The sequence below is a fragment of the Kitasatospora sp. NPDC059146 genome (assembly GCF_042786665.1).
GTDB lineage: Bacteria > Actinomycetota > Actinomycetes > Streptomycetales > Streptomycetaceae > Kitasatospora.
On record NZ_JBHZCY010000001.1, the window covers coordinates 98,463 to 121,517 of the forward strand.

Genomic DNA, 23,055 nt, shown 5'->3' on the forward strand with positions numbered 1-23,055 from the left:
CCACATCTCGTCGGTTCTTGGGAGCATCACAGTTCCTTGGACGTCGCGCCCACGCTACCGGTTCGCCTCACCGGGTGACCACGCGGGCGGGACATTCCCACACGCTCCCTGCACAGACGGTGGTCAGGCCGCCTCCGCGTCCGCCCTGGCGTGGAACTCGCGCACCACCCGCTGCTCCCGGTAGGGCTCCAGCCGGCGCCGGAACTCGTCCAGGTACTCCACGCCCCGGTTGGAGCGCAGCCCGCTGAGCAGCCGCACCGCCTGGGTGCCCGTCTCGCAGGCGCGTTCCAGGTCGCGCTGCTGGAGCTGGGCGGTGGCGAGCAGCACGAGGTCCACCGCGCGGCGGCGGACCCGGGTCGGCGGGTGCAGGTCGAGCGCCCGGCGGGCGTAGTGCTCGGCCGGCCCGGCCTGTTCGAGGTCCCGGTGGCAGTGGGCGAGTTCGTCGGCGAGGTAGGCGTCGTCGAAGTGGGCGATCCAGTCCGGGTCGTCCTCGGGGCGGCGCTTCTCCATCATCTCCAGGGCCTTGGCCGACACCGCCTCGCAGGAGCGGGCGTCGCCGAGCAGGGCGTGGCCGCGGGCCTCGGCGGCGTAGAACATCGCCATCGCCGTCGGGGTGGCCACCGTACGGGCGCCCTCCTGGGCGGCACGGGCGAGCTGGGCGATCTCCCGCGGGTTGCCGAGGGTGGCCGCCAGGTGGCTCATCGAGGCGGCCAGCACGTAGCCGCCGTAGCCGCGGTCGTCGGCGGCCTGGGCGAGCCGCAGGGCCTGGATGTAGTAGCGCTGGGCGAGCCCGGGCTGCCCGGTGTCCACCGCCATGTAGCCGGCCAGTTCGGTCAACCGGGCCACCGCGGCGAAGAGTTGGCGCCCGGTCTCCTCCCGGTAGGCGCCGCCGAGCAGGCCGGAGACCACCGAGTTGAGGTAGTGCACGACGACCGGGCGCACATGGCCGCTGCCGAAGCGGTGGTCCAGGTCGACCAGCATCGCGGTGGTGGCCTTGATCGCGGACACGTCCGTCGGGCCGACCCGGGGACCGCCGGTGCGGGCCACCACCGGGTCGGGCGGGGTGATCAGCCAGTCCCGGCTGGGCTCCACCAGCGCGGAGGCGGCGACCGTCGCCCCGGTGAGGAAGTCCCGCCGGCCGACGTCACTGCGCCACAGCTCGCACACCTGCTCCAGGGCCGCGTTCAGGGTCGGCGCGAACTGCAGCCCGATGCCGGAGCTGAGGTTCTTGCCGTCGGCCATGCCGATCTCCTCGACCGACACGCTGCGGCCGAGCTTGCGCCCGAGCGCCTCGGCGATCACGGCCGGCGCCTGACCGCGCGGCTGCTGCCCGCGCAGCCAGCGGGCGACGGAGGTCTTGTCGTAGCGCAGGTCCAGTCCGTGCTCCGCGCCGCACAGGTTGACCCTGCGGGCCAGACCGGCGTTGGAGCAACTGGCCTCCTGGATCAGTTGCTGCAGGCGCTCGTTGGGCTGTCGTGCGACGAGTGGTCTCGCGGCCATTGGGCTTCGCCTCCCCACACCCTCCGGTCCCGGCCGGCGGGCGACGATGTGCTGATCTGTTGCCGACTGTCCGACCGTCCAAGGAATCTGACACCAGGTTAGCGATCAGCAACGTCAGCGGGATACCCACGGTGACGAACCGCACCCCCCGCGCGCCCTGGGGAATGCTTCCGTGCGCCCCCGCTGCGCCTGCCTCCGCCCGCCCCAACTCGCTTGAGTCACCGGTTCGGGTGACATTGCCGGGATGCGGCCGACCGGGGCCCGCCGGGCCGTAACCAGCCTCACGCACGGTAGTTGAGCAGCCCGTGGAAGACATCCCCGACGCCCCCGGCCAGGACAAGAACGCCGGCCTGCCCCCGCTGCTGATCGAAGCCGTCGGCTACGCCGAGAACCGCCACTGGGAGGTGGCCCCCGGCGCCTGGCTGATCGACGGCGACGGGCCCGCCCGCTGCTCCTGCGGCGACCAGCGCTGCCCCCAGCCGGGCGCCCACCCGCTGGACGCGGACTGGGCCCGCAAGGCGAGCGCCGGGCCGGGCGCGGTGCGGCGCTGGTGGACCGAACGGCCCAAGGCCTCGATCCTGCTGCCCACCGGCCGGTCCTTCGACGTCCTGGACGTGCCGGAGACCGCCGGGTGCCTGGCGCTGGCCCGGATGGAGCGGATGGACCTCCAGCTCGGCCCGGTCGTGGTGCTGCCCAGCTCGCCCGGCCGGGTCGGGCGGCGGCTGCACTTCCTGGTGCTGCCCGGCGTCGCGGCCAAGCTGCCGGAGATGCTCCGCAAGCTCGGCTGGCCGCCCGGGCGGCTGGACCTGGTCGCCCGCGGCGAGGGGGACTGGACGGTCGCCCCGCCCTCGCGGATCGGCTCCACCGGTTACGCCCAGTGGGCCCGCTCCCCCTCCGAGTCCAACCGCTGGCTGCCGGACGCCGCCGAGCTGATCAGTCCGCTCGCCTACGCCTGCGGCCGCGAGGCGCCCGCCCAGCAGCTCCAGGCAGCCCAGCCGGCCGGCGTCTGAACGGCCGGCGTCCGAACGGCCGAAGCCTGCCGCCCTGCGCCGATCGGGTGAGGGCGTGCACCGCGCGACACAACGCGCGCGAGTGACGGGCCTTGTCTCCCACCGGAGGCGGGGCCCGTCACACGCATGTGCGGATAAGGCCTCGGTCTACCCGCTGGTCAACCGGGAAAGCCCCTCGTACGAGTGACAGCGCTCAAGGATTGCCATGATCGGCCGAGGGGAGGAATTGCGGTGTGTGGGGTCGCCGGAAGGGTCGCTCGGACGGGGAAGCCGGGCGAGGCGGTGGAGGGGCCGGGAGGGAACGGGAGGGGCAGGAGGGGACCGGGAGGGAGCCGGGGAGGGACGGGAAGGGCCCGCTGCACGGGGAGCAGCGGGCCCCGATCGTCACCCGGGGCTTCCCGACCGTCGCACGGGGCGCGGCGATCGGGCCCGGGCCGGGCGGGGTCAGGCCTGGGCGACGAAGACGTGCTGGGCGATGTCCTTGCCCAGCTCCGCCGCGTTGTCCCCGGTACCGACGAGCACGCCGCCGACGCCGGTGCCGGCCGCCACCTTGATCGTGGAGCCCGGCCGGACGCCGGCCCGGCGCAGGGTGCTCATCAGCTCGCTGTCCGTCTGGATCGGCTCGCCGATCCGGCGGACCACCACGTCCGCGCCGGCCTCGCCCGGCTTGACGGTGTCCAGCGGGACGAGCGCGGCGTCGAAGCCCTCGCCCTCGGCCTTGGTGTCGCCCAGCTCGTCCAGCCCCGGGATCGGGTTGCCGTACGGGGACTGGGTCGGGTGGCCGAGCATGGCGAGCACCTTGCGCTCGACCGTCTCGCTCATCACGTGCTCCCAGCGGCAGGCCTCCTCGTGCACCTGCTCCCACTCCAGGCCGATCACGTCGACGAGCAGGCACTCGGCGATGCGGTGCTTGCGCATCACGCGCACCGCGAGCCGCCGGCCCTCCTCGGTCAGTTCGAGGTGGCGGTCGCCGGCGACCTGGAGCAGCCCGTCGCGCTCCATCCGGCCGACCGTCTGGCTGACCGTGGGACCGCTCTGCTCCAGGCGCTCCGCGATCCGGGCACGCATCGGGACGATGCCCTCTTCCTCCAGCTCCAGGATGGTGCGAAGGTACATCTCAGTGGTGTCGATCAGCCCAGACATCGCCGCTGGCTCCGTTCTTCGGTGTCCTCACCGCCAATTCTGACGTACCGCACCGACAACCGGGCCCGCCCCGGGGTTTCCGGGACCGGTTTTCGTTCCTGTTGACAGCGGTGCCGCCGGGGCGCGACCGTGCTCGCCGTAGCTTTCTCCACTGGCGTCCGGGCCGTCCCGGTCGCCCCACCCGGCCGGCGCCCCCACCGGCAGAGAGCGAAGGCAACCGATGAACGACCTGGTCGGCCGGTACTTCGACGCGGCGATCGCCCACCTGAACCGGGTCCGCGCGGAGGAGTCCGACACCATCGAGGCGGCGGCCGCCCTGCTGGCCGAGGCGATCACCGAGGGCCGCCGGGTGTTCACCTTCGGCGCCGGGCACTCCTCGCTGCCGGCCCAGGACGTGGTCTACCGGGCCGGCGGGCTGGTCCCGATGAACCTGCTGAACGTGCCCGGGATGGCCGGGGTGACGATGATGCCCGCGCCGCTGGCCAGCGCCCTGGAGCGGGTGTCCGGGCTGGCCACCTCGACCCTGGACCTGACCCCGGCGACCAGCGGGGACCTGCTGTTCCTGATCTCGCTCTCCGGCCGCCAGGTGATGCCGGTCGAGCTGGCCCGGTACGCCCGGGACCGCGGCTTGAAGGTGATCGGGGTGACCTCGCTGGCCTACCCCGAGGAGGTGCCCTCGGCGCACCCCTCCGGCACCTACCTCAAGGACCACTGCGACGTGGTGCTGGACAGCAAGGTCGCGGTGGGCGACGGCGAGCTGACCCACCCGGGCGCCGAGACCTCCTTCGGCCCGGTCTCCACCATCGTCACCAGCGCGCTGATGCAGGCCGTGGTCGCCTCCGCGGTCGGCCGGCTGGCCGACCGGGCGGCCGCCGGGGACGCCGCCGCGCCGCCGCTGTTCCGCTCCGGCAACGTCCCGGGGGGCACCGAGTGGAACACCAAGCAGATGGCCGACAACGCCGAGCGCATCCTCTACACCTACTGACGACACCTTGTTGACGGCTCGCAACCGTCCGACCACGGGGCGTACCGGACAATCCACCGGGCCTTCCCGGCCATTGCGCGGCGCCCCCGCCGCGGCCAGGCGTACCGGCGACCCGCCCGGGGCAGGAGAGCGGAGGGACCGGAGCGACGGGTGGGGGCCGAGCATGGCGTCTGGTGCGGGACGGACCGGGTGGGTGCGCGAGCGGGAGCTGCTGCCCGAGTTCTTCTGGGCCGCCGACGCGGCCTCGCTGCGCGGCCAGCGCCGTTCGGTGCTGCTCTCCGCCTGGGAGCTGCTCCTGCTGCTGGTCGCGGCCGCGACCGGCTCGGCCGACGGCGAGCCGTGGGCCTGGGCGGCCGCCGCGGCCTACCTGGGCGCGGTGGCGCTGGCGGTGGTGATCGGTCGGCAGAACCCGCAGGGCCTCTGGTACGAGGGCCGGGCGGCCGCCGAGTCGGTGAAGACGCTGGCCTGGAAGTTCGCCGTCCGGGCGGACGCCTACCAGCCGCCGCCGCACAGCCTGCCGGACGCAGAGGGCCTGTACCGCTTCCAACTCGCCCGGGTGCTGGGCGCGTTCCGGGGCGGCCCGGTGGGGGTGCCGGCGACCGGGGTGGACATCACCCCGGCCATGCGCGACCTGCGCGGGCAGCCGCTGGCGGTGCGCCGCGAGGTGTATCTGAACGAGCGGATCCGGGTGCAGCACGACTGGTACCGCGGCAAGGCCCGCTACTGCGCCCGGGCCGGCTACTGGACGGACGTCCTGGGGGTGCTGCTGCCGGCGCTGGGCCTGGCGCTGGCGGTGCTGCGGGCGCTCGGCGCCTTCACCTACGACGCGCTGGGCACGGTGTCGGCGGTGGCCGCCTCGGTCACCGCCTGGGCGCAGCTGCGCCAGTACCGCCCGCTGGCCGCCGCGTACGGGCTGGCCGCCGAGGAGCTGGAGCTGATCCGCCTCCAACTCGCCCGGCTGGACCTGGAGTCGATGGACGCCGAGGAGATCTGGGCCCGGCTGGCCCGGGACGCCGAGGACGCGGTGTCCCGCGAGCACACCACCTGGCAGGCCCGCCGGGAGGTGCGCACCACCACCGACCGGGAGCACTGAGGAGGAACGCGTGGCGTTACGGATGGTCAAAGCGGCGGACGGTCGCGCCCTCGCCGTGGAGTCCCTCGGCGATCCGCGCGGCCGTCCGGTGTTCCTGCTGCACGGCATGCCGGGCAGCAGGGTCGGGCCGCATCCGCGCAGCACCGTGCTGTACCGGCTGGGGGTGCGGCTGATCTCCTACGACCGGCCGGGCTACGGCGACTCGACCCGGCTGTTCGGCCGCCGGGTGTCGCACGCGGCGGCCGATGTGCGCACCATCGCCGACGAGTTGGGCCTGGGCGACTTCGCCGTGCTGGGCCGCTCCGGCGGCGGCCCGCACGCGCTGGCCTGCGCGGCGATGCTGCCGGGGCGGGTCAGCCGGGTGGCGGTGCTGGTGGGGCTGGCGCCGCGGAACGCGACCGGCCTTGACTGGTACGCGGGGATGACCCCGTCCAACGTCCGGGCCTACCGGGAGGCGGAGCGCGGGCACGGCCGGATCGCCGACGCGATGGAGTTCCGCTCCCGTCAGATCAAGGACGACCCGGTCCGGCTGCTGAACGGGCTGCGCACCGAACTGTCGCCCGCCGACCGGGAGGTGGTGGCGGACAGCGGGCTGCGCCGGATGCTGCAGAGCAACTACCGGGAGGCGTTCCGGCACGGCGCGGACGGCTGGATCGACGACGTGCTGGCCTTCACCGCCGACTGGGGCTTCGACGTCGGGTCGATCGGGGTGCCGACCTGGCTGTGGCACGGCGCGGACGACCAGTTCTCGCCGGTGGACCACTCCCGCTGGCTGGCCGACCACGTCCCCGGCGCCGAGCTCTTCCTGGAGCCCGGCGCCGCGCACTTCGGGGCGTTCCGGGTGATGACCACGGCCCTGGCCTGGGCGGCGGGGTAACCCCGGTCAGCGCTTCACGGGGGTCAGTGGTTCGGAGCCGCCCAGCACCGCGAGGATGTTGTCCACCGCCAGGCCGCCCATCGCCTGCCGGGTCCGTACGGTGGCGCTGCCCAGGTGCGGGACCAGCACCGCGCGCTCCTGGGCGAGCAGCGCGGACGGGACGTCCGGCTCGTGCTCGAAGTTGTCCACGGCGGCGGCGAACAGCGCGCCGGACTCCAGCGCGGCGGCCAGCGCCTCCTCGTCCACCACGCCGGCGGTCATGCTGACCACCACCGCCCCGGGCGGCAGCAGGGCCAGCCGGCGGGCGTCCAGCAGGTGCCGGGTCTCCTCGGTGTACGGGCAGGTGACGACCAGCACGGTGGAGGTGGCGAGCAGTTCCTCCAGCGGCTTCCACTCGGCGCCGTGGGCCTGCTCGGGCGGCAGGGCGCGGCGGTTGTGGTAGCCGACCGGCATGTCGAAGGCGGCGGCCCGGCGGGCCACCGACTGCCCGATCCGGCCCATGCCGAGCACGCCGAGCGGGGTGCCGGCCAGTTCCAGGCCGAGCAGGAAGTTCGGGCTCCAGGTCCACGGCGTGCCGGAGCGCAGCAGCCGCTCGCCCTCGCCGAGCCGGCGGACGGCGGCCAGCAGCAGCGCCCAGGCGGTCTCGGCGGTGGCGTTGGTGAGCACACCGGGGGTGTTGGTGACGACGACGCCGCGTTCGGCGCAGGCCGCCAGGTCGATGTTGTGGTAGCCGACGGCGTGGTTGGCGACGATCTCCAGCTGGGGGCCGGCGGCGTCCAGGAACTCGGCGTCCACCCGGTTGTTGAGGGTGGTGAGCACGGCCCGGCGGCCGCGGACGGCGGCGAGCAGTTCGGCCCGGTCCAGCTCCTCGTCGGTCTCGCGCACGGTGACGGCGTACCGGTCGGTGAGCCGTTCCAGGACGCCGGGCGCGGGGTGCCGGGTGACCAGGACCGGGGGCGGAGTATCCATGGTTGCGCACGATACCCCGCCCCGGTGACTACACCGGCTGCGGCTCCAGGTCGCGGTTGATCCGCTTCCAGCCGCGGGCGGAGACGGTGTTGGGGTGCTCCTCGCCGAACTGCCGGATCAGTTCGGAGATCGCCCGGGCGCGCAGTTCGGCGGCCTGGGTGTGCCGGCCGGCCGAGCGCAGGGTGATCGCCAGGTTGGCCTCGCAGGCGACGGCGTCCGGGTGCTGCGGCGAGTACCGCCCGCACAGGCCCGAGTAGGCGGCCCGGCCGAGCGCCTCGGCGAGGTCGGTCTGCCCGTCGTCGCCGTAGGCGTTGGCCAGGTTGATCACCGCGTTGAGGGTGTACGGGTGCTCGGCGCCGACCGAGCGGGTCAGTCCGTCGACGGTGAGCCGGCCGCGCTCGATGGCGCCCTGGACGTCGCCGCTGCCGCGCAGGTAGATGCCCAGGTTGTTGGCGCAGGCCAGGGTGAACGGGTGCTCGTCGCCGAACAGCCGCCGGTGGCCCTCGAAGACGGTGGAGCAGAGGTCGCGGGCGGCCTCCTTGTCGCCGGAGGCGCTGTGGTCGGCCGCCAGGTTGAGCGCGCAGGCGAGCGCGTCGGGGGCGTCGGCGCCGTAGCGCTCCAGGTAGCGCTCGTAGGTCTCCTTGGTGATCCGGCGGGCCTCGGCGAGCTGGCCGATCCGGCGCAGGGAGACGGCCAGCGACTTGGCGTTGCGCAGGTTCTCCGGGAGGTCCGGGTCGAGGACGTCGCCGAGGTCGGAGGTGACCTCCTGGAGGAGGTCCACCGAGCCGCGGTAGTCGCCGAGTTCGCGCAAGTCGCGGGCCAGGTTGGACTTGGTGGAGAGGGTGTAGGGGTGCTTGGGGCCGAGGACGGCGGTGCGCCGGTCGAGGGTCTCCTGGTCGAGTTCGCGGGCGGCCTCGCTGTTGCCGACCAGCCGGAAGTCGATGGCGAGGTTGTTGGCCATCGACAGGGTGCGCGGGTTGTCGTCGCCGAACAGTTCGCGGAACTGCTCCAGGATCTCCTGGTCGAGGTCGAGCGCGGCCTGGAAGCGGCCGAGCGCCCGCCGGTCGGCGCCGAGCGAGCCGGCCGTCATCAGGGTGTACGGGTGGTGTTCGCCGAGGAGCACCCGCTGGCGCTCCAGGGTGGCCTCGTCCAGGGCCAGGGCCTCGGCGTAGTTGCCCTGGGAGCGCAGCACGTTGGCGAGTTGGAAGCGCAGCAGCAGGGTCTGCCGGTCGTCCTCGCCGAGCTTGCTGGTCCACTCGGCGTCGAGGGCGTGGCCGAGGTCGCGGGCGCGGTCGAGTTCGCCGCGCTTCCACAGGTAGCGGACCCGGTCGATGAGCAGCTGGCGGGTGTCGGCCTCGTCGCAGTTGTGCGCCTTGGAGGGCGACAGGTGCGGCCAGATCTCGTCGAAGGCGGGCCAGTTGGCCGGGTCGTCGGTGTCGCCGAGGACGGGCCGGGCGCCGGTGAGGATGCGGTGCACCTCGTGGACGGCGATCTCCTGCTCGTCGTCGGTCATCCCGGCCCGGATCACCGCCTGGACGAGGCGGTGCACCTGGAAGCTGTTGCTGCCGGCGTCGACCTTGGCCAGCGCGTACCGGCCGATCGCCTGGATGACCTTGCCGAGCATGAACTTGTCGCTGAGGTCGGCGTCGTACTTCACCAGCGCCCGGATCATCTGGTCGCTGTAGAACAGGTTCATCGAGATCGGCTCGGGCGCGAAGAAGGCGCACAGCTGGAGCAGCCGGACGGCGGCCGGGGACTGCTGGCGCAGCCGGCCGATGGAGACGTTCCAGGTCGCGGCGACCGGGGTGGGGTAGTCGGTGGGGTGGTCGACGGCGAGGGCGCGGGCGGCCTCGGCGTGCAGCTGGGCGACGTAGGTCTCCACCGGGGTGCCGGTGGTGTCCAGCCAGGCGGCGGCCACCTCGACGGCCAGCGGCAGGTCGCCGACGGCCTCGGCGACCCGGTCGGCGTCCGCGCGGGAGAGGCTGCGGGCGCGCCGGCACAGGTGCTCGACGCTCTCGCCGCGGGTGAAGACGTCGACCTCCAGCGCCTCGGCGTGCCCGGTCCAGGCCTGGTTGCGGGAGGTGACCAGGATGTGGCCGGAGCCGCCGGGGAAGAACCGGCGGATCTCGGAGGGCTCGTCGGCGTTGTCGAAGATCAGCAGCCAGCGCGAGGTGGGTACGCCGCGGCGCAGCGCCTCCCGGGCGGCCTCGGCGGCCTCGGTGACGGAGTCGCCGACCCGCAGGCCGAGGCGGCGGGCGAGTTCGGCGAGGGCCGGGGCGACCAGTTCGGTCTGCTCGGCGTCGATCCACCAGACCAGGTCGTAGTCGGACATGAAGCGGTGGGCGTACTCCAGCGCGACCTGGGTCTTGCCGACGCCGCCGAGCCCGTACAGGGTCTGCGGGGTGGGCAGCACGGCCGCCATGCCGCCGCGCAGCTGGTTGCGCAGCTGCTCCAGGACGGCGGCGCGGCCGGTGAAGGAGGGGTTGCGCGGCGGGACGTCCCACACCGAGGGCTTGCTGCCGGGGAAGCGCGGGCCGCCGGCCGGGGCGTCGTCGAGCACGGCGTCGCCGCGGCCGAGGGCGCGCAGCAGGCTCTGGATGGACTGGTTCTCGTCGCGGCCGACCAGGTCGACCGGGTTGCGGTTGCTGAACGGCGCGGTGAGCCGGACGTCGCCGACGCGCACCGGCAGCAGCTGGCGCCGGGTGCCGGAGGGGTCGGAGTTGACCACCGACTCCCACAGCGCCCGGGCCTGCGGGGAGCGCTGGTAGGCGGGCGAGAGGACGGCGACCGTGCGGTAGGCGGAGTCGATGCCGCGCTCGGTCTCCTCGCGCGGGTCGGTGCCGGCGCTGAGGTCGCGCGGCAGCACCCGGAAGCCGGCCCTGGTCAGCACGGACTCGATCCAGTCCGCCCACATCCGGTCCTCGGGCACGTAGGACAGGTAGAGGTCGGCGGGCACGGACGGGCGGCGGCGGGTGAAGGCGTCCACGTAGCGCAGCCGCACCTCCTCGTCCATCGGCGGCAGGCCGGCGGCCCGGCCCTCGGTGATCATCGAGGTGAGGCGCTCGCAGGCGGCCAGCATCGAGGTGGGGGTGCCGGTCTGGTCGCCGAAGGTGGCGAGGATCTCCTCGTAGGCGTAGAACGGCCGGTACGGGATCTCCACCGAGCCCCAGTAGCCGGCGAGTTCCTCGCTGCCCAGGCCGGCGGGCAGGCCGTCGAAGCGGACCCGGGCCAGGGCGCGGCCGGCGTCGGCCTTCTCCTTCTCGCCCTCGTCGATGCGCATCGGGACGGGCAGGATGCGGATGCCGCGGTCGCGGTAGCGGTCGTGGATGTGCTGGGCGATCCGGGAGGCGCCGTCGATGGACTGGTCGCTGAGGGTGAAGCAGACCACCAGGTCGTCGGGCATCTGCACGGTGCAGATCTCGGCGATGTCGGACAGGCCGGTGCGGGAGTCGATCAGCACGTAGTCATAGCGCTTGGCCATGTCGGCCTTGAGCGCGTCGAAGAACTGCCCGCCGTCGAAGCGGTCGTAGAAGATGTCCCAGTCGAGGTGGGTGACGGCCTCGGAGTAGTCCCGGTTGAACTGGCCGGCGGAGAGGAAGTCCAGGCTGCCGCCGGCCGGGAAGTGCGGCCAGGAGAGCGAGAGGGCGTGCGGGTGCACCCGGGCGAAGTCCAGGTGCCAGCCCTCGGCGTGCTCGACCGGGCGCAGCGCCTCCTCGCGGTACTCGGCGATCAGGTCCATCATCCCGGTGGTGCCGGCCAGCGAGGCCGGGTCCAGGAAGGGGTGGAAGAACTTGGCGAGGCCGGGCGCCTCCAGGTCCCAGTCGACGGTGAGCACCCGGAAGCCGTTGGCGGCGAGGATCCACGCGGTGTTGGCGAGGGCCATGGTGCGGCCGGTGCCGCCCTTGTAGGAGTAGAAGGTGATGATCCGGCCCTGGCGGTCCTGCTCGGCGGCCCGCCGGGCGGCCTCGCGGGTGGCGGCCAGTTCGGCGGCGCCGAGGCGCAGGTTCCTGGTGGTGTTGTCACTCATCGGTGCGGTCCTCCCAAGGGCGCCATCCCAGCATCGGGGTCATCGCCGTCGTCACGGTCGTTGCGGTAGGGGCGATCGTTGTCACGGGCGGTGCGGTCGTCACGGGTGGTGCGGGTGGTGCGGGTGATACGGGTGGTGCGGTCCTCGGGGGCGGCGCGGGGGTCGGGGACGGTCCGGGGGTCGGGGGCGGCGTAGTCCGCGCGGGAGAGTCGGACGGTGCGTTCCTCGTCGGCGCCGTAGCCGTCCCGCGCGCCGTAGTCGTCCCGCGCGGCGCGGCCGTCCCGGCCGGGGCTGCCGTCCCGCGCGGCGCGGTCGTCGCGGTCGTCCCGGTCGGGGTCGTGGTCGCGGTCGAAGGGGTCCGGCCCGAAGGGTTCGGTGCGGTGCCCGCCGAAGCCGTCCGGCCCGTAGCCGCCGGGGCCGCGGCGGAAGGCCTCGCGCAGGCTCGGCCGGGGCGCCGGGGGCTCCTCCGGTTCGGCCCTGGTCCGGCTCTCGAAGGCGTACTTGGCCTTCATCGCGGCGCGGGGCAGCGCGTCGTCGAAGTCCTCCAGGCTGTTCAGCCCGGTCGGGCCGGTGACGCCGAGGAAGCTCGGGCGCCCGGCCCGCCGGGTCTTGCGCAGCGTCTGGTCGCTCAGCCCGCTGAACTCGCCGTCCCGTTCGAGGCACTCCCGGTCCTCGGTGTTCCACGGTTCCAGGACGCTGACCCAGGTGGCGTCGGAGCGGTCGAAGCGGCGGACCAGCTCCCGGCGGCGCGGGTCGCGCAGCGCCCACCGGTCCAGCAGCAGCAGTCCGGGGGCCTCGGCGTTGCCCTCGATGATGGACTCCACCTCGTCGTCGAACTCGTGCACGGTCGGCTGGAACCCCAACTGCCGTGCCAGCCGTACGGCGTGCTGCGCGATGGGCGAGCCGGCCGGCCGGTACGGGTGCCAGTCGGTGCGCCGGGCGCCGTAGAAGTCGGGGTTGCGGTCCTGCGGCAACTCGCCCTGGTGGTAGGTGAGTACGGAGATCCGCAGCTGCTTGGTCGGGGCGGACACGTTGAACGCGCTGGGCAGCCCGTTGAACTCCAGCCGCCGCCCGACCGGGATCACCGTCTCCTCCGCCACCTGGACGATCCGCGCGGCCAGCCGGTGCACGGCCAGTTCGTAGGCGGCCCGGAAGTAGCTGAGCTTCATCAGCGCGTACAGGCCCTCGGTGGCGTAGTCGGGCCCGAACCCCGCGTGGTTGAACTGGAGTTCGCCGGCCACCTGGGGCAGCCGGTAGCGGCTCATCGGCGCCCACAGCACCGGGACGATGCCACTGGTGCGCTCCACCTCCATGGTCGCCGGGTAGACCGGGCGGCGGGTGAAGGCGTGCCACTCCTGGCCGCACGGAACGCTGTTGAAGTACCGGGGTGAGTACAGCGGCACGAAGACCCGGCAGGTCGCCAGCTCCTCGGACAGCCGCTCGGCCCACAACTCGCCCTGGTGCATGGACTCGTCCATGAATCCGACCGGCACCCCGGCCGGGACGGTGGTCAGTTGGAGCACCGCCTCGCAGAGGTCCCGGTACAGCTGGCGCACCCAGTGGTTCGGGTCGCCGGCGCCCCGCGCACCGGACTTCGGCGTGTGCGCGTAGGAGAGGAAGAAGTACGGCCGGGCTTCGTCCTCGTCCCAGCCCCGGTCAGTCACACGTGCCTCCCCCGGGCCCGTCGGCAACCTGGCTCCCGCAGCCCCCGTGCGGCGGGGTCTCAGTGTAGGAACGACTGACACCCCAATGGAATAGCACAGCGACCCGCACGAATTGACATGACCGAAACGGTGCCGCTGCCCTCTTGCGTGGAGCAGTACCCTCGTTGCGGCTGTGGTGAACGATCAGGAGGAGCACGCATGGACCAGCTCAACTGGCAGCGGTCGAGTTTCAGCGCCGGGGAGGCCAGGTACCTGGAGATCGCCTCCGCCGGGGAGCTCGTCTACATCCGCGAGTCCGACCGCCCCGACCTGGTCGTCACCACCACCCGGGTCAAGCTCAACGCCTGGATCCTGGGCGCCAAGGACGGCGAGTTCGACCACTTCGTCGGGCTCTGAGCAGCTCTGAGCGGCTACGGGCGGCCCTGAGCGGTTCCGGGCGGCTCCGGGCGGCCCTGGGCCCTCACCTCCCGGAATCGGCGCTCCCGTAGCGGGCGGCCAGCGCCCGGACCGTCCCCGCGATCCGCTCGCGCAGTTCGGCCGGTTCCAGCACCTCGATGTCGGCGCCCAGCCGCAGGAACTCCCCGTGCGCGTGGTCGACCGACTCGATCGGCACCCGGGCCTGCGTCCAGCCGCCCTCCCCCGGCGGCACGCCGAGCCGCCTGGCACCCTCCGGGGTCAGCCGCACCAACGCCTCCCCGGTGTGCAGCCGGGCCCGGAAGTCCGCCAGGTGGGCCTGCCAGTACGCCGGCAGGTCGAAGCCCTCCGGCACGGAGAACTCCTCCGGCAGCGGCCGCATTTCGATGACCTGGTCGACCCGGTAGGTCCGCGTCCCGGACGGCCCGCCGGCCACCAGGTACCAGCGGCCCGCCTTGAGCACCAGCCCGTACGGCTCCACCCGCCGCTCGATCTCCTCCGGCGCCCGCCACCGCCGGTACCGCAGCACCACCGCCCGGCGCGCCCACACCGCCGCGGCGACGGCCGCCAGGTGCGGGGTCTCGTCCGCGCGGCCGTACCAGCCGGGCGCGTCCAGCAGGAAGCGCTCCTGGATCCGCCCGGCGTGCTCGCGCAGCTCCGCGGGCAGCGCGGCCCGCAGCTTGAGCTGGGCGGTGGCGAGGGCCCCGCCGAGGCCGAGGTCGGCGGCGGTGCCCGGGAGCGCGGCGAGGAACGCGGCCTGGGCCTCCTCGGCGGTCAGCCCGGTGAGGCGGGTCCGGTAGCCGTCGACCAGCCGGTAGCCGCCCTCGTGCCCGGCCTCGCCGTACAGCGGGATCCCGGCGGCGGCCAGCGCCTCCACGTCCCGGTAGACCGTCCGGACGGACACCTCCAGCTCCTGCGCCAACTCCCGGGCGGTCATCCGGCCCCGGTTCTGGAGCAGCAGGAGCAGGGTGACCAGTCGGCTCGCGCGCATACCCAGCAGTATCCACTGACAGTGGATGTCAGTGGACCGCTCCTAGCCTGCGGCACATGAACGGCACGAACGACTTCGACTTCCTGCACGGCACCTGGCAGGTGGCCAACCGCCGCCTCACCGCCCCGCTCAGCGGTGGCGACAGCGACATCGGCAGCGACATCGGCAGCGGCATCGGCTGGGAGGAGTTCCCCGGCGAGTCCGTGGTCCGGCCACTGTTCGGGGGCGCGGGCAACATCGACGAGATCGCCTTCCCCACCCTCGGCCGCCGGGGCGCCACCCTGCGCCTGTACGACCGGGAGGCGCGGCAGTGGTCGATCTTCTGGTCCGACAGCCGCACCGGCCGGCTCGACCCGCCGGTGACCGGCGGCTTCACCGGCGACCGCGGCGACTTCCACGGCGACGACACCTACGGCGGCCGCCCGATCCGGGTGCACTTCACCTGGTACCGCCTCGGCCCGGACGCCGCCCGCTGGGAGCAGGAGTTCTCCGCCGACGGCGGCCGCAGCTGGGAGCTCAACTGGACGATGGACTTCACCCGTACCGGCGGGGCGTTCAAGGGGCTCGCCGCATGAGCCTCGTCGTCGAACTGCGCCGGTACACCCTGCACCCCGGCGCCCGGGACACCCTGATCGAGCTCTTCGAGCGGGAGTTCGTGACCGGGCAGGAGGCCGTCGGCATCACCCTCGGCGGCCGCTTCCGCGACCTGGACCACCCGGACCGCTTCGTCTGGCTGCGCGCCTTCCCCGACATGGCCGCGCGCCGCCGGGCCCTGGAGGCCTTCTACTTCGGCCCGGTCTGGCGGGCCCACCGCGACGCGGCCAACGCGACGATGGTCGACAGCGACGACGTCCTGCTGCTGCGCGGCCCGGGGTTCCTGCCGCCGCCCGGCGCCCGCGAGGTGCTCGCCACCGTCTGCCACCCCGACCCGGCCGCCTTCGAGGTCTTCGACGCGTACGCCGCCCGGCACCTCGCCCCGGAACACGCCCTGCACCGCACCGAACACGCCGAGAACGACTTCCCCGCCCTCCCCGTCCGCACCGGCGAGGACGTCCGGGTCTGGTTCGGCCCGGCGGCGGAGCCGCCCCCCTGGCCCCACCACCACCTCCGTCTGGCCCCGGTGACCGGCTAGCAGCTGACCGCTGGCGGCTGCACGCAGGAAGTCGGCCCGTCCGACTTCCTGCGCCGGCCGGTGGGCCGCCGGATATCCGGTGGCACACTCGTTCGCGGGCGGACAGGATCGCGCCATGCATGTATTCCTTGAGACCGAACGGCTCGTCCTGCGCCCGTTCACCGAAGCCGACGCCGACCACCTCCTCGCGCTGGACAACGACCCCGAGGTCATGCGCTTCATCAACGGCGGCGAGCCGACCCGCCGGGAGACGGTCGAGGCGAAGGTCCTCCCCCGGCTCCTCCACGACCACCCGTGCTCCGGCACCCGCGGCTTCTGGGCCGCCGAGGAGAAGGCCACCGGCACCTTCCTCGGCTGGTTCGAGTTCCGCCCGCTCGACGACCACGACCCCGCCGTCGTCGAGCTCGGCTACCGGCTCAACCAGGCCTCCTGGGGCAAGGGTTACGCCACCGAGGGCTCACGGGCGCTGATCGACAAGGGCTTCACCGAGCTCGGCGTGGAGCGGGTCACCGCGAACACCATGACGGTCAACTCCCGCTCCCGGCGCGTGATGGAGAAGTCCGGCCTGACGTTCCTGCGGAACTTCACCGGCGACTGGCCGGACGCGATCCCCGGCTCCGAACACGGCGAGGTCGAGTACGAGCTCACTCGCGCCGAGTGGCAGCAGCGCCGCTGACGACTCCCCCTGGGCCCGCCCGCCCGCAGCCCGCGTGGAACACCGTGCCATGCTTCCCCGGCACTGACGATCATGCCCACCACCGCCTCGGCGGAGAGGAACACCATGCGTTTCCCCTGGCGCCGACGGCCGGTCGGGCGGTCGGCACGACTGCTCGACCTCGCGGGTGTCGACCCGCGTTCGGTGGACGACGACGAGGACCTGGACGTCTGCCGGCAGGTCGCCTTCCGGGTCGCCCGGCGGGATCACGCCCGGACGGCCGAGGTCCTGGCGCTGATCGAGGAGCTGCTGGCGGACGAGGCCGAGTACGCGTTCGCCGTCACCTTCCTGGAGGATCTCCAGAACCTCGCCTCCCACGGCCTGGACGCGTTCCGCTCTCCTGCGGAGACCCGGCTCCTGCTCGGCCCCCGGGCCGCGGTCTGCTGGGACACCGTGGCCGCCTCCTGGGCCGAGGTGGCCGAGTGGCGGGCCGCCAACGGCAAGCCGTTGGAGCCCTCGGCGGCGATGCTCGGCGCGGAGAACGAGCAGCTGCGGCTGCTTCTGTGGACCTCGAACCGGACCCTCCCCGGCGGGGAGAAGCTCGGGCTCGCGGACGTCGTCCGCTTCGAGAAGGCCGTCGGGTCGTCCCTCCCCGGGTACAGCCACATCGCGGTGGCCCTGAACCTCGCCGGGCGGGTCGGCCCCTGATCGCCGCTGTGCGCGGGAAGTCGGCCGGTCCGACTTCCTGTGCACAGCGGTCCGGCTCACGGGCCGACGAGCTCCGCGAGCTCGTCGGCCGACTCGGGGGTCAGCCGGTAGAAGCCCTGGAGGCTGACGGAGCGTTCGAGGCGCCCGTCCACCAGATGCTTCAACCCCCGCACCTTTCCCCGCTGGTTGCGCCAGGTGAGCTGCCCGAGGAGTTCCCCCGGTATCCGCTGGTCGAAGCGCACGGGCGTCCCGTCCACGTGGACGGCCTCGGCCCCGCAGCCGCCCGCACCGAGCATCCACCAGGCGTCGTGCCCCGGGAAGGCCGGGTCCTGCCAGGTCGCTCGGGCGGCGCCGCAGCACTCGCCGCGCTCCCGGTCGACGATCCGCATCCGGCTGACGACGAACACCTCGCACCGGTTGACGTGCAGCGCGTACACCTCGTCCCCGGCCTTGGCCGTCGACCAGGCGGGCAGCGACTGGTGCACCCCGCTGTAGGCGACGGGCGGCCGCTCACCCACCCGGCCCCCCTTGCGGAGGGAACGGCAGGTGTCGTGGGTCCACAGGACGGTGAAGGCATCGGGCATGGCGCCGATCCTAGGAACGGGGTCGGACAGTCCGACCCCCCTGCGCTCAGTGGTGCCAGGCCTGCCCGCCCGTGTTGTGGACGAACCGCTGCAGGACTTTCAGCGTGGTCAGGTACTCCTCGTCGGAGATGTCCGCGTGGCGCTCGGCCCACAGCTCGTCCTGGAGAGCGGCGAGCCGGTCGAAGAACTCCCGCCCCTCGGAGGTCAGTACGAGCCGGCCCCCGGCGGACTCGGCGACCCAGCCGCGCTCGACGGTCGCGTCGATCTCGGCACCGAGAGCGTCCTGTCCGGTGTCGAGGTAGTCGCGCAGCACGGCGGAGACCTCGTCGCGGGTCCTCGGCTCCTCGGCCCGGGCGAGCTGGGCGAGCACCCACCACTGCGGCTGCGTGGTGCCGAACTCGGCCAGCGCCCCACGGGTGCGGTTGACGACGGCCTTGTACGCGGCCCAACTCCAGTAGCCGATGGGCTGCTTGATCAATTCGGCATCGCTGTGCGAGTACTCCACGGCCGACCCCTCCCCTTCGCGTCGATCACTTCGGCAGGACCGACGCTAGGAGGTGAAGCCGACTTGAGGTCAAGCTCCTTTCCGGTGGTAGCAAACTTGGCACTCAGCTCCGGTGTCGCTTGAACTCGCGCAGCAGCGCCAGGAGGTTGATCACGGTACTGGCGGGAACGTTGCCCAGGTCGACGAGCACCCGGCCGTTCAGGACGGTCTCGCCCGGCTTGGCGGACGGCCAGAGGATGCCGAACTCGCGCCCCTCGGTCCGGAGTTCCACGATGAGTTCGGTGAGCTGCGGGCCGGTGAGGTGGTGGATCGCCGGATCGGCCGGATGGATGGGGTGGAGGGCATTCACGCGGCACCACCGTCCTGCGACAGCTCGAACCAGACCCGCTTGCCCGTCTTCTGCGGCTCGGCGCCCCACCGGTGAGTGAGGCCTTCCACCAGCTGCAACCCACGGCCGGACTCGGAGAGTTCGGTGGGCTTGCGGCGGGCGGGGAGGAGGGGGCTGAGGTCGGCCACGTCGACCCGGAGGGTGCGGGACTCGACGGAGATGACGACGGCCGGCGAGGGGGTCCGGCCGTGCCTCCAGGCGTTCACGATCAGTTCGGCGAGGGCGACTTCGGCGTCCGCGATCGCCGAGAGGTCGTACCCGGCGCGCGCCATGGCCTCGCGCAACAGCTCGCGGGACACGAGGAGGGAGGGGGAGTTGAGGTTGGGGTCACACATGGGGAGTCTCCCAAACACTACTGACGAACCGTCTGATCGACGGCATGCTTTGAACTGTAGGTGAATCTGCCTCAACTCTGCAACACACTCCGCACATGCCTCTACACTTTCCGTAGCCACATGTTGCGGGAAGGACATGCTCATGGGATTCAGGACTGGCATCAGCGAGCGCCAACGTCGCTTCGGCGAGGAACTTCGCCGACTTCGAGACGCCGCAGGCCTCTCAGCCTTGGAGATCGGCGAGGCCTTGGGAGTGAAAGGTCCGAACATCAGCCACACCGAGGCTGGCAGGCTCGGCCTCAACACTGAACGTTTGAAAGCCTGGTTCGACATCTGCAAGGTCACGGACCCCGAGTACCGGGCTGGCCTCATCGCCATGAGCGAGAGCTCGGGCAAGGGCTGGTGGACCGAGTTCAAGCACCACACAACGCGCAGTGCGCTCGACCTGGCCGAAGCGGAGAGCTGCGCAACGGCCCTGGATACCTACGAATCCCTTCTGATCCCCGGGCTCTTGCAGACCAAGGCCTACAGCGAGGTCATCCAGGGGTACAACGAGAAGATGGTCGAGTTCCGCGGCGAGCGCAGCAGGGTACTCACGGGCAAGAACGCGCCCCCGTACCGCGCCGTGATTCACGAGGCAGCCCTGCACATGATGTACGGAGGGGCAGCGGTCATGCGGGACCAGCTGAACCATCTGATCGAGATGAGCAGACTGCCGAACGTGACGATCCAGATCCTCCCGTTCGACTGCACCACGTACGCTTCGAACGACAGCTCCTTCCTCCTCATCCGAGGAGCACACTCCCGCCTCGACACCGTTCTACTCGACCACCCGCACGGCGGCGACTTCATCGGTGACCCTGAGATCGTGACAACATTTGATCGGAAGTTCGACCGGCTCAGGGGCTTGGCGCTACCACCCCTGTCAGCGGCAACATCCGAGTCATCGCCAGCTCAGCGGGACTCGCTGGGTTTGCTCCAGCACGTCCGCTACAAGGTCCAGGGAAGATAGCCATGCACCAGCTCAACTGGCAGAAGTCCAGCTACAGCAACGACCAGACCAACTGCGTCGAGATCGCTTCTGCCGGCGAGCTGGTCTACCTCCGTGAATCGGACGACCCCACCATCGTCGTCACCACCACCCGCACCAAGCTCAATGCCTGGATCCAGGGCGCCAAGGCCGGCGAGTTCGACCACTTCACCGTCTAACTAAGCCCAGTCTCGGGGCTCAGCAGCCGCCGCAGGGCGGTCGGCGTGTGGCCGAGGTGCTGGCGCACGGTGCGGGTGAGGTGGGCCTGGTCGGCATAACCAAGCTCGGCGGCGAGGGTGCTGATGCTGGTCTCGCCGGCCTCCAGGCGGTCGAGGGCGTGGCCGATGCGGACGCGGTGGCGGTAGTGGGTCACCGAGACCCCGAGGTGGCGCGGGAAGGCCCGGCTCAGGCGGTAGGGGGACACTCCGAGCGACTCGGCCAGTCCGAACAGCGTCCCCGCGGCCGGGTCCGCTTCGGTGATCGCCTCGCGGGCGGCCGCGACGAGGCTCCGGTCGCGCTCGGCCGCCGCGTCTCCTGCCGGGGTTCGCCCTCCGACGGTGCGGCCGATGGCCGTCGACAGCAGCCCCACCAGCTCCTCGGCGAGCGCGTAGTCGATGTCCTCCGACCGACCGGCGGCGAGCAGGCGCCGGTGGGCCAGGTCGAGCTTCGGGTCCGTATAGAGCGTCTGTGCGGTCGGTTCCGCCCCGTCCCCGGCCAGGGAGCGCCACAGGTGCGGCGCCACGCTGATCGACGTGCAGGTGTCGCCCCCGGCGGGGTGGGCGAAGCTCTCCTCCTCGCCCGGGACGCCCACGTAACCGAGGGCCGTGTCGATGTCGGCGGGCGCGCCGCCGGCCGTTCTGCGGAACCTTCCACGGCGTACCAGCACCACCCGGTAGTCGGCCCGTACCTCCGGCGCGGACCAGCGGGTGTGGTCGGACCGGCAGGACACCGCGCTGATGGCGAAGCCGGGGCGGGTGGCGACAGGGTCGGCGGTGAGCACCCTTCGAACGCTACGCACCGGGTCTGACAGCCGCGCAAGGATGTTCAAGACCGGGGCGGGGCTGCTGGGCGAGGCTCCTCATCGAAGCCCGTAAGGCTTCCGGTCGTTCACGATTCTGGAGTCCGCACATGCCCGTTCTCGCACAGCTCACCACCGTGGTCGTCGACTGCGCCGACCCGGTGGCGCTCGCCGCCTTCTACCAGCACGCCACCGACTGGGAACTCACCTACAGCGACCAGGACTTCGCCTCCATCGGCGCGGGCAGCACAGGGTCCGGCCTGGCCTTCGTCCGCGTCGAGGGCTACCAGGCGCCGCAGTGGCCCGAGGGGAGCAAGCACCTGCACCTCGACTTCGCCGTCGCCGACCTGGAGGGCGCGGTCGAGGCGCTGCTCGCCCTCGGCGCGTCCCGGCCGGAGTTCCAGCCGGGCGAGGGCCGGTGGGTCGTCCTCACCGACCCCCAGGGCCACCCCTTCTGCCTGGTCCCGGCCGTGACGGCCACCGCGCCCACCGCCAACTGACTGTCCCCCCAGACAAGGAGTACCCCCATGGCAACCGTGCACCGAGAGGTCCTGATCGAGGCCGACCCCGCGGGGATCTGGGCGGCGATCCGCGACTGGGGCGAGGTCCATCACCGGCTCGCCCCCGCGTTCGTGGTCGACACCCGGGTCGAGGGGGATGTCCGGGTGGTGACCTTCGCGGACGGCACGGTGGTGCACGAGCTGATCGTCTCGCTCGACGACGACCTCCGGCGCATCGCCTACTCGGTGGTCGGCGGCTCCATGGACGTCGCCCACCACCACGCCTCCATGCAGGTGTTCGCCGAACCCGGCGGTCGCAGCCGCTTCGTCTGGGTCACCGACGTGCAGCCGCACGGCCTGGCGGAGCCCATCAGCGCGATGGTCGACCAGGGAATCCGGGTGATCCGCCGGACCCTGGAGGCCGCCGCCCTCGCTTCCTGACGCCCGCGGCATGCCCGCGACATACCCTCGACGGCTCTGAGCACGTCATCCTCGTGCGCAGGAAGTCGGATGGGCCGACTTCCTGCGCGCAACTCCTACTCACCGCCGGCCAGTTCCCGGCGGACCCGCTCCAACTGCTCGACCGTGAGCGGGTGGTCGGACAGCACCAGCGTCCACTGCCACCGGGCGTCCCGCCACCGCTGGAGGTGGTGCCCAGGATCCCTGGCCCATCCTTCGAAGTACGGCGGCTCCCCCAGGGGCTGGCGCACCAGTTGGGCGGCCGTCGGGGTGCCCGGGGAGGGCTCGTTGTCGAGGTCCACGACCACGTACCCGGTGTCGGGATCGCCGTCGATCGGGCTCGGGCGGCCGAGCGGGCCGGGCCAGGACGCGGGCACCGGCAGTGGCCGGGTCCGGTAGTGCTCCCGGATCCGCTCCCACCGCAGCTGCTCGGCCCGGTCGGCGCTGCCGTCGTCCTCGGGCCGGACGAACCGGTCGTCCGGCAGGGCCTCGGGAAACGCGAGCTCGGACAGCTCCTCGACGTAGGCCGTTCCCGGCGCGGAGGCCCGCAGCACCATGCCGGTCCCACTGTCGACCACCAGCTCCAGCGTCATCCCCTCGGGCCCGGCCATCTCGGTCCGCACCGCCGCCCGGCCGTCATGCTCCGTCGGACGACCGGCCGGAAGCTCCCGCAGCGCGGGAACGACCAGCCGGGCAGGGTCCGGGCCGAACCTCCACGGCCAGCCGTCGCCGGGGAAGGAGAGGCCCGGCTCCACCCACGGGGGGAAATTGGTCTCGGCCACGGCGACGCGGCCACCGTACTCGTGCCGCCACAGCGACGGCGCCCGGAAGGCGAACCCCATGACCGTCTCGACGTCCTCCGCCGGAGGATGCCCAGGCCCGTTGCCCACCCGCGGCCGCACCGCCCGGTACCGCCCGGTGAGAACCCGTACGGCCGCCGCCGGCTCACTCGCCATCGCCGCCTCCTCCGCTCGCCCTGCGCGCCCTCATCCTCCACCTCCGAGGCAGCGCAGCTGCGCAGGAAGTCGGCGTGGCCGACTTCCTGCGCTTGAGGGACTCGAAGCACCG

25 protein-coding genes are annotated in these 23,055 nt (G+C 72.6%); 13 read left to right on the forward strand and 12 right to left on the reverse strand.

From position 1 onward, the window contains the following. Window positions 1-123: 123 nt before the first annotated feature. Window positions 124-1,500: a transcriptional regulator gene (locus ACFXPX_RS00480; RefSeq protein ID WP_380399140.1), complete on the reverse strand. Its 1,377-nt coding sequence runs from the start codon at window positions 1,498-1,500 to the stop codon at window positions 124-126. A 305-nt stretch (window positions 1,501-1,805) separates the two neighbouring features. Between ACFXPX_RS00480 and ACFXPX_RS00485 the strand changes: the two genes are divergently transcribed. Continuing rightward, a complete protein-coding gene (locus ACFXPX_RS00485) occupies window positions 1,806-2,510 on the forward strand; it encodes a bifunctional DNA primase/polymerase (RefSeq protein ID WP_375888897.1) in 705 nt (234 codons plus the stop codon). Window positions 2,511-2,954: 444 nt separating this feature from the next. On the opposite strand, the gene ACFXPX_RS00490 is transcribed toward ACFXPX_RS00485, so the two are convergent. Next, the gene (locus ACFXPX_RS00490; RefSeq protein WP_375888894.1) at window positions 2,955-3,653 is read right to left on the reverse strand and encodes a metal-dependent transcriptional regulator; all 699 of its coding nucleotides are present in this window, start codon (window positions 3,651-3,653) and stop codon (window positions 2,955-2,957) included. A gap of 220 nt (window positions 3,654-3,873) precedes the next feature. Here ACFXPX_RS00490 and ACFXPX_RS00495 point away from each other — a divergent pair, with 220 nt between their 5' ends. The 3 genes from ACFXPX_RS00495 to ACFXPX_RS00505 all read left to right on the forward strand — a co-directional run bounded on the left by ACFXPX_RS00495 (window position 3,874) and on the right by ACFXPX_RS00505 (window position 6,608). Then, window positions 3,874-4,638 carry an SIS domain-containing protein gene (locus ACFXPX_RS00495; RefSeq protein WP_375888891.1) on the forward strand — a complete coding sequence of 255 codons (765 nt, stop codon included), beginning with the start codon at window positions 3,874-3,876 and terminating at the stop codon, window positions 4,636-4,638. A 193-nt stretch (window positions 4,639-4,831) separates the two neighbouring features. Continuing rightward, a complete protein-coding gene (locus ACFXPX_RS00500) occupies window positions 4,832-5,731 on the forward strand; it encodes a DUF4231 domain-containing protein (protein WP_375888890.1) in 900 nt (299 codons plus the stop codon). 22 nt (window positions 5,732-5,753) lie between these two features. Next, window positions 5,754-6,608, forward strand: coding sequence for an alpha/beta fold hydrolase (locus ACFXPX_RS00505; RefSeq protein ID WP_375889199.1), 855 nt, complete (start codon window positions 5,754-5,756; stop codon window positions 6,606-6,608). A gap of 6 nt (window positions 6,609-6,614) precedes the next feature. On the opposite strand, the gene ACFXPX_RS00510 is transcribed toward ACFXPX_RS00505, so the two are convergent. From ACFXPX_RS00510 to ACFXPX_RS00520, 3 genes are read right to left on the reverse strand one after another with little or no spacing between them, the layout of a single operon-like run. Beyond that, window positions 6,615-7,577 carry a 2-hydroxyacid dehydrogenase gene (locus ACFXPX_RS00510; protein ID WP_380521854.1) on the reverse strand — a complete coding sequence of 321 codons (963 nt, stop codon included), beginning with the start codon at window positions 7,575-7,577 and terminating at the stop codon, window positions 6,615-6,617. A 28-nt stretch (window positions 7,578-7,605) separates the two neighbouring features. After that, entirely contained in the window at window positions 7,606-11,604 is a 3,999-nt protein-coding gene (fxsT, locus tag ACFXPX_RS00515; RefSeq protein ID WP_380590724.1) for an FxSxx-COOH system tetratricopeptide repeat protein, read from the reverse strand. Further along, window positions 11,601-13,268 (reverse strand): TIR-like protein FxsC, encoded by a 1,668-nt coding sequence (locus ACFXPX_RS00520; RefSeq protein ID WP_380638884.1) that lies wholly within the window; start codon window positions 13,266-13,268, stop codon window positions 11,601-11,603. Before ACFXPX_RS00520 ends, fxsT begins: the two co-directional genes overlap by 4 nt. A 198-nt stretch (window positions 13,269-13,466) precedes the next feature. Here ACFXPX_RS00520 and ACFXPX_RS00525 point away from each other — a divergent pair, with 198 nt between their 5' ends. Further along, window positions 13,467-13,664, forward strand: a complete 198-nt coding sequence (locus ACFXPX_RS00525) for a DUF397 domain-containing protein (RefSeq protein WP_375888879.1) — start codon at window positions 13,467-13,469, stop codon at window positions 13,662-13,664. Between the two features lie 64 nt (window positions 13,665-13,728). On the opposite strand, the gene ACFXPX_RS00530 is transcribed toward ACFXPX_RS00525, so the two are convergent. After that, window positions 13,729-14,673: a helix-turn-helix transcriptional regulator gene (locus ACFXPX_RS00530; RefSeq protein ID WP_380638886.1), complete on the reverse strand. Its 945-nt coding sequence runs from the start codon at window positions 14,671-14,673 to the stop codon at window positions 13,729-13,731. A 56-nt stretch (window positions 14,674-14,729) separates the two neighbouring features. Between ACFXPX_RS00530 and ACFXPX_RS00535 the strand changes: the two genes are divergently transcribed. The 4 genes from ACFXPX_RS00535 (at window position 14,730) to ACFXPX_RS00550 (ending at window position 17,168) form a co-directional block, all read left to right on the forward strand. Continuing rightward, window positions 14,730-15,248, forward strand: a complete 519-nt coding sequence (locus ACFXPX_RS00535) for a hypothetical protein (protein WP_380638888.1) — start codon at window positions 14,730-14,732, stop codon at window positions 15,246-15,248. Further along, complete coding sequence (locus ACFXPX_RS00540; RefSeq protein WP_380521866.1) at window positions 15,245-15,805, forward strand: NIPSNAP family protein; 561 nt, start codon at window positions 15,245-15,247, stop codon at window positions 15,803-15,805. Before ACFXPX_RS00535 ends, ACFXPX_RS00540 begins: the two co-directional genes overlap by 4 nt. A 115-nt stretch (window positions 15,806-15,920) precedes the next feature. Next, window positions 15,921-16,481 (forward strand): GNAT family N-acetyltransferase, encoded by a 561-nt coding sequence (locus tag ACFXPX_RS00545; protein ID WP_380638890.1) that lies wholly within the window; start codon window positions 15,921-15,923, stop codon window positions 16,479-16,481. A 72-nt stretch (window positions 16,482-16,553) separates the two neighbouring features. Beyond that, window positions 16,554-17,168, forward strand: a complete 615-nt coding sequence (locus tag ACFXPX_RS00550; RefSeq protein ID WP_380638892.1) for a hypothetical protein — start codon at window positions 16,554-16,556, stop codon at window positions 17,166-17,168. 56 nt (window positions 17,169-17,224) lie between these two features. Here the strand turns inward: ACFXPX_RS00550 and ACFXPX_RS00555 are convergent, their stop codons facing one another. The 4 genes from ACFXPX_RS00555 to ACFXPX_RS00570 form a co-directional block, all read right to left on the reverse strand. Beyond that, window positions 17,225-17,752 carry a hypothetical protein gene (locus ACFXPX_RS00555; RefSeq protein ID WP_380590707.1) on the reverse strand — a complete coding sequence of 176 codons (528 nt, stop codon included), beginning with the start codon at window positions 17,750-17,752 and terminating at the stop codon, window positions 17,225-17,227. A gap of 46 nt (window positions 17,753-17,798) precedes the next feature. Beyond that, on the reverse strand, window positions 17,799-18,257 hold the full coding sequence (locus tag ACFXPX_RS00560) for a MarR family winged helix-turn-helix transcriptional regulator (RefSeq protein ID WP_380638894.1): 459 nt from the start codon (window positions 18,255-18,257) through the stop codon (window positions 17,799-17,801). 103 nt (window positions 18,258-18,360) lie between these two features. Beyond that, the gene (locus ACFXPX_RS00565) at window positions 18,361-18,606 is read right to left on the reverse strand and encodes a hypothetical protein (RefSeq protein ID WP_375888509.1); all 246 of its coding nucleotides are present in this window, start codon (window positions 18,604-18,606) and stop codon (window positions 18,361-18,363) included. Beyond that, window positions 18,603-18,980: an ATP-binding protein gene (locus ACFXPX_RS00570; protein ID WP_375888510.1), complete on the reverse strand. Its 378-nt coding sequence runs from the start codon at window positions 18,978-18,980 to the stop codon at window positions 18,603-18,605. Before ACFXPX_RS00570 ends, ACFXPX_RS00565 begins: the two co-directional genes overlap by 4 nt. 142 nt (window positions 18,981-19,122) lie before the next feature. Here ACFXPX_RS00570 and ACFXPX_RS00575 point away from each other — a divergent pair, with 142 nt between their 5' ends. Continuing rightward, the gene (locus ACFXPX_RS00575; protein ID WP_380521876.1) at window positions 19,123-19,992 is read left to right on the forward strand and encodes a helix-turn-helix domain-containing protein; all 870 of its coding nucleotides are present in this window, start codon (window positions 19,123-19,125) and stop codon (window positions 19,990-19,992) included. Between the two features lie 2 nt (window positions 19,993-19,994). Then, complete coding sequence (locus ACFXPX_RS00580; protein WP_380590698.1) at window positions 19,995-20,189, forward strand: DUF397 domain-containing protein; 195 nt, start codon at window positions 19,995-19,997, stop codon at window positions 20,187-20,189. On the opposite strand, the gene ACFXPX_RS00585 is transcribed toward ACFXPX_RS00580, so the two are convergent. Continuing rightward, a complete protein-coding gene (locus tag ACFXPX_RS00585; protein WP_380638896.1) occupies window positions 20,186-21,010 on the reverse strand; it encodes a helix-turn-helix domain-containing protein in 825 nt (274 codons plus the stop codon). The genes ACFXPX_RS00580 and ACFXPX_RS00585 overlap by 4 nt on opposite strands. A 128-nt stretch (window positions 21,011-21,138) precedes the next feature. On the opposite strand from ACFXPX_RS00585, the gene ACFXPX_RS00590 reads away from it, so the two are divergent. Both ACFXPX_RS00590 and ACFXPX_RS00595 read left to right on the forward strand, forming a co-directional pair. After that, window positions 21,139-21,528 (forward strand): VOC family protein, encoded by a 390-nt coding sequence (locus ACFXPX_RS00590; RefSeq protein WP_380521882.1) that lies wholly within the window; start codon window positions 21,139-21,141, stop codon window positions 21,526-21,528. Window positions 21,529-21,555: 27 nt separating this feature from the next. Then, a complete protein-coding gene (locus ACFXPX_RS00595; protein WP_380638898.1) occupies window positions 21,556-21,969 on the forward strand; it encodes an SRPBCC family protein in 414 nt (137 codons plus the stop codon). A gap of 95 nt (window positions 21,970-22,064) precedes the next feature. Here the strand turns inward: ACFXPX_RS00595 and ACFXPX_RS00600 are convergent, their stop codons facing one another. Next, entirely contained in the window at window positions 22,065-22,943 is an 879-nt protein-coding gene (locus ACFXPX_RS00600) for a hypothetical protein (protein WP_380638900.1), read from the reverse strand. Window positions 22,944-23,055: the final 112 nt, after the last annotated feature.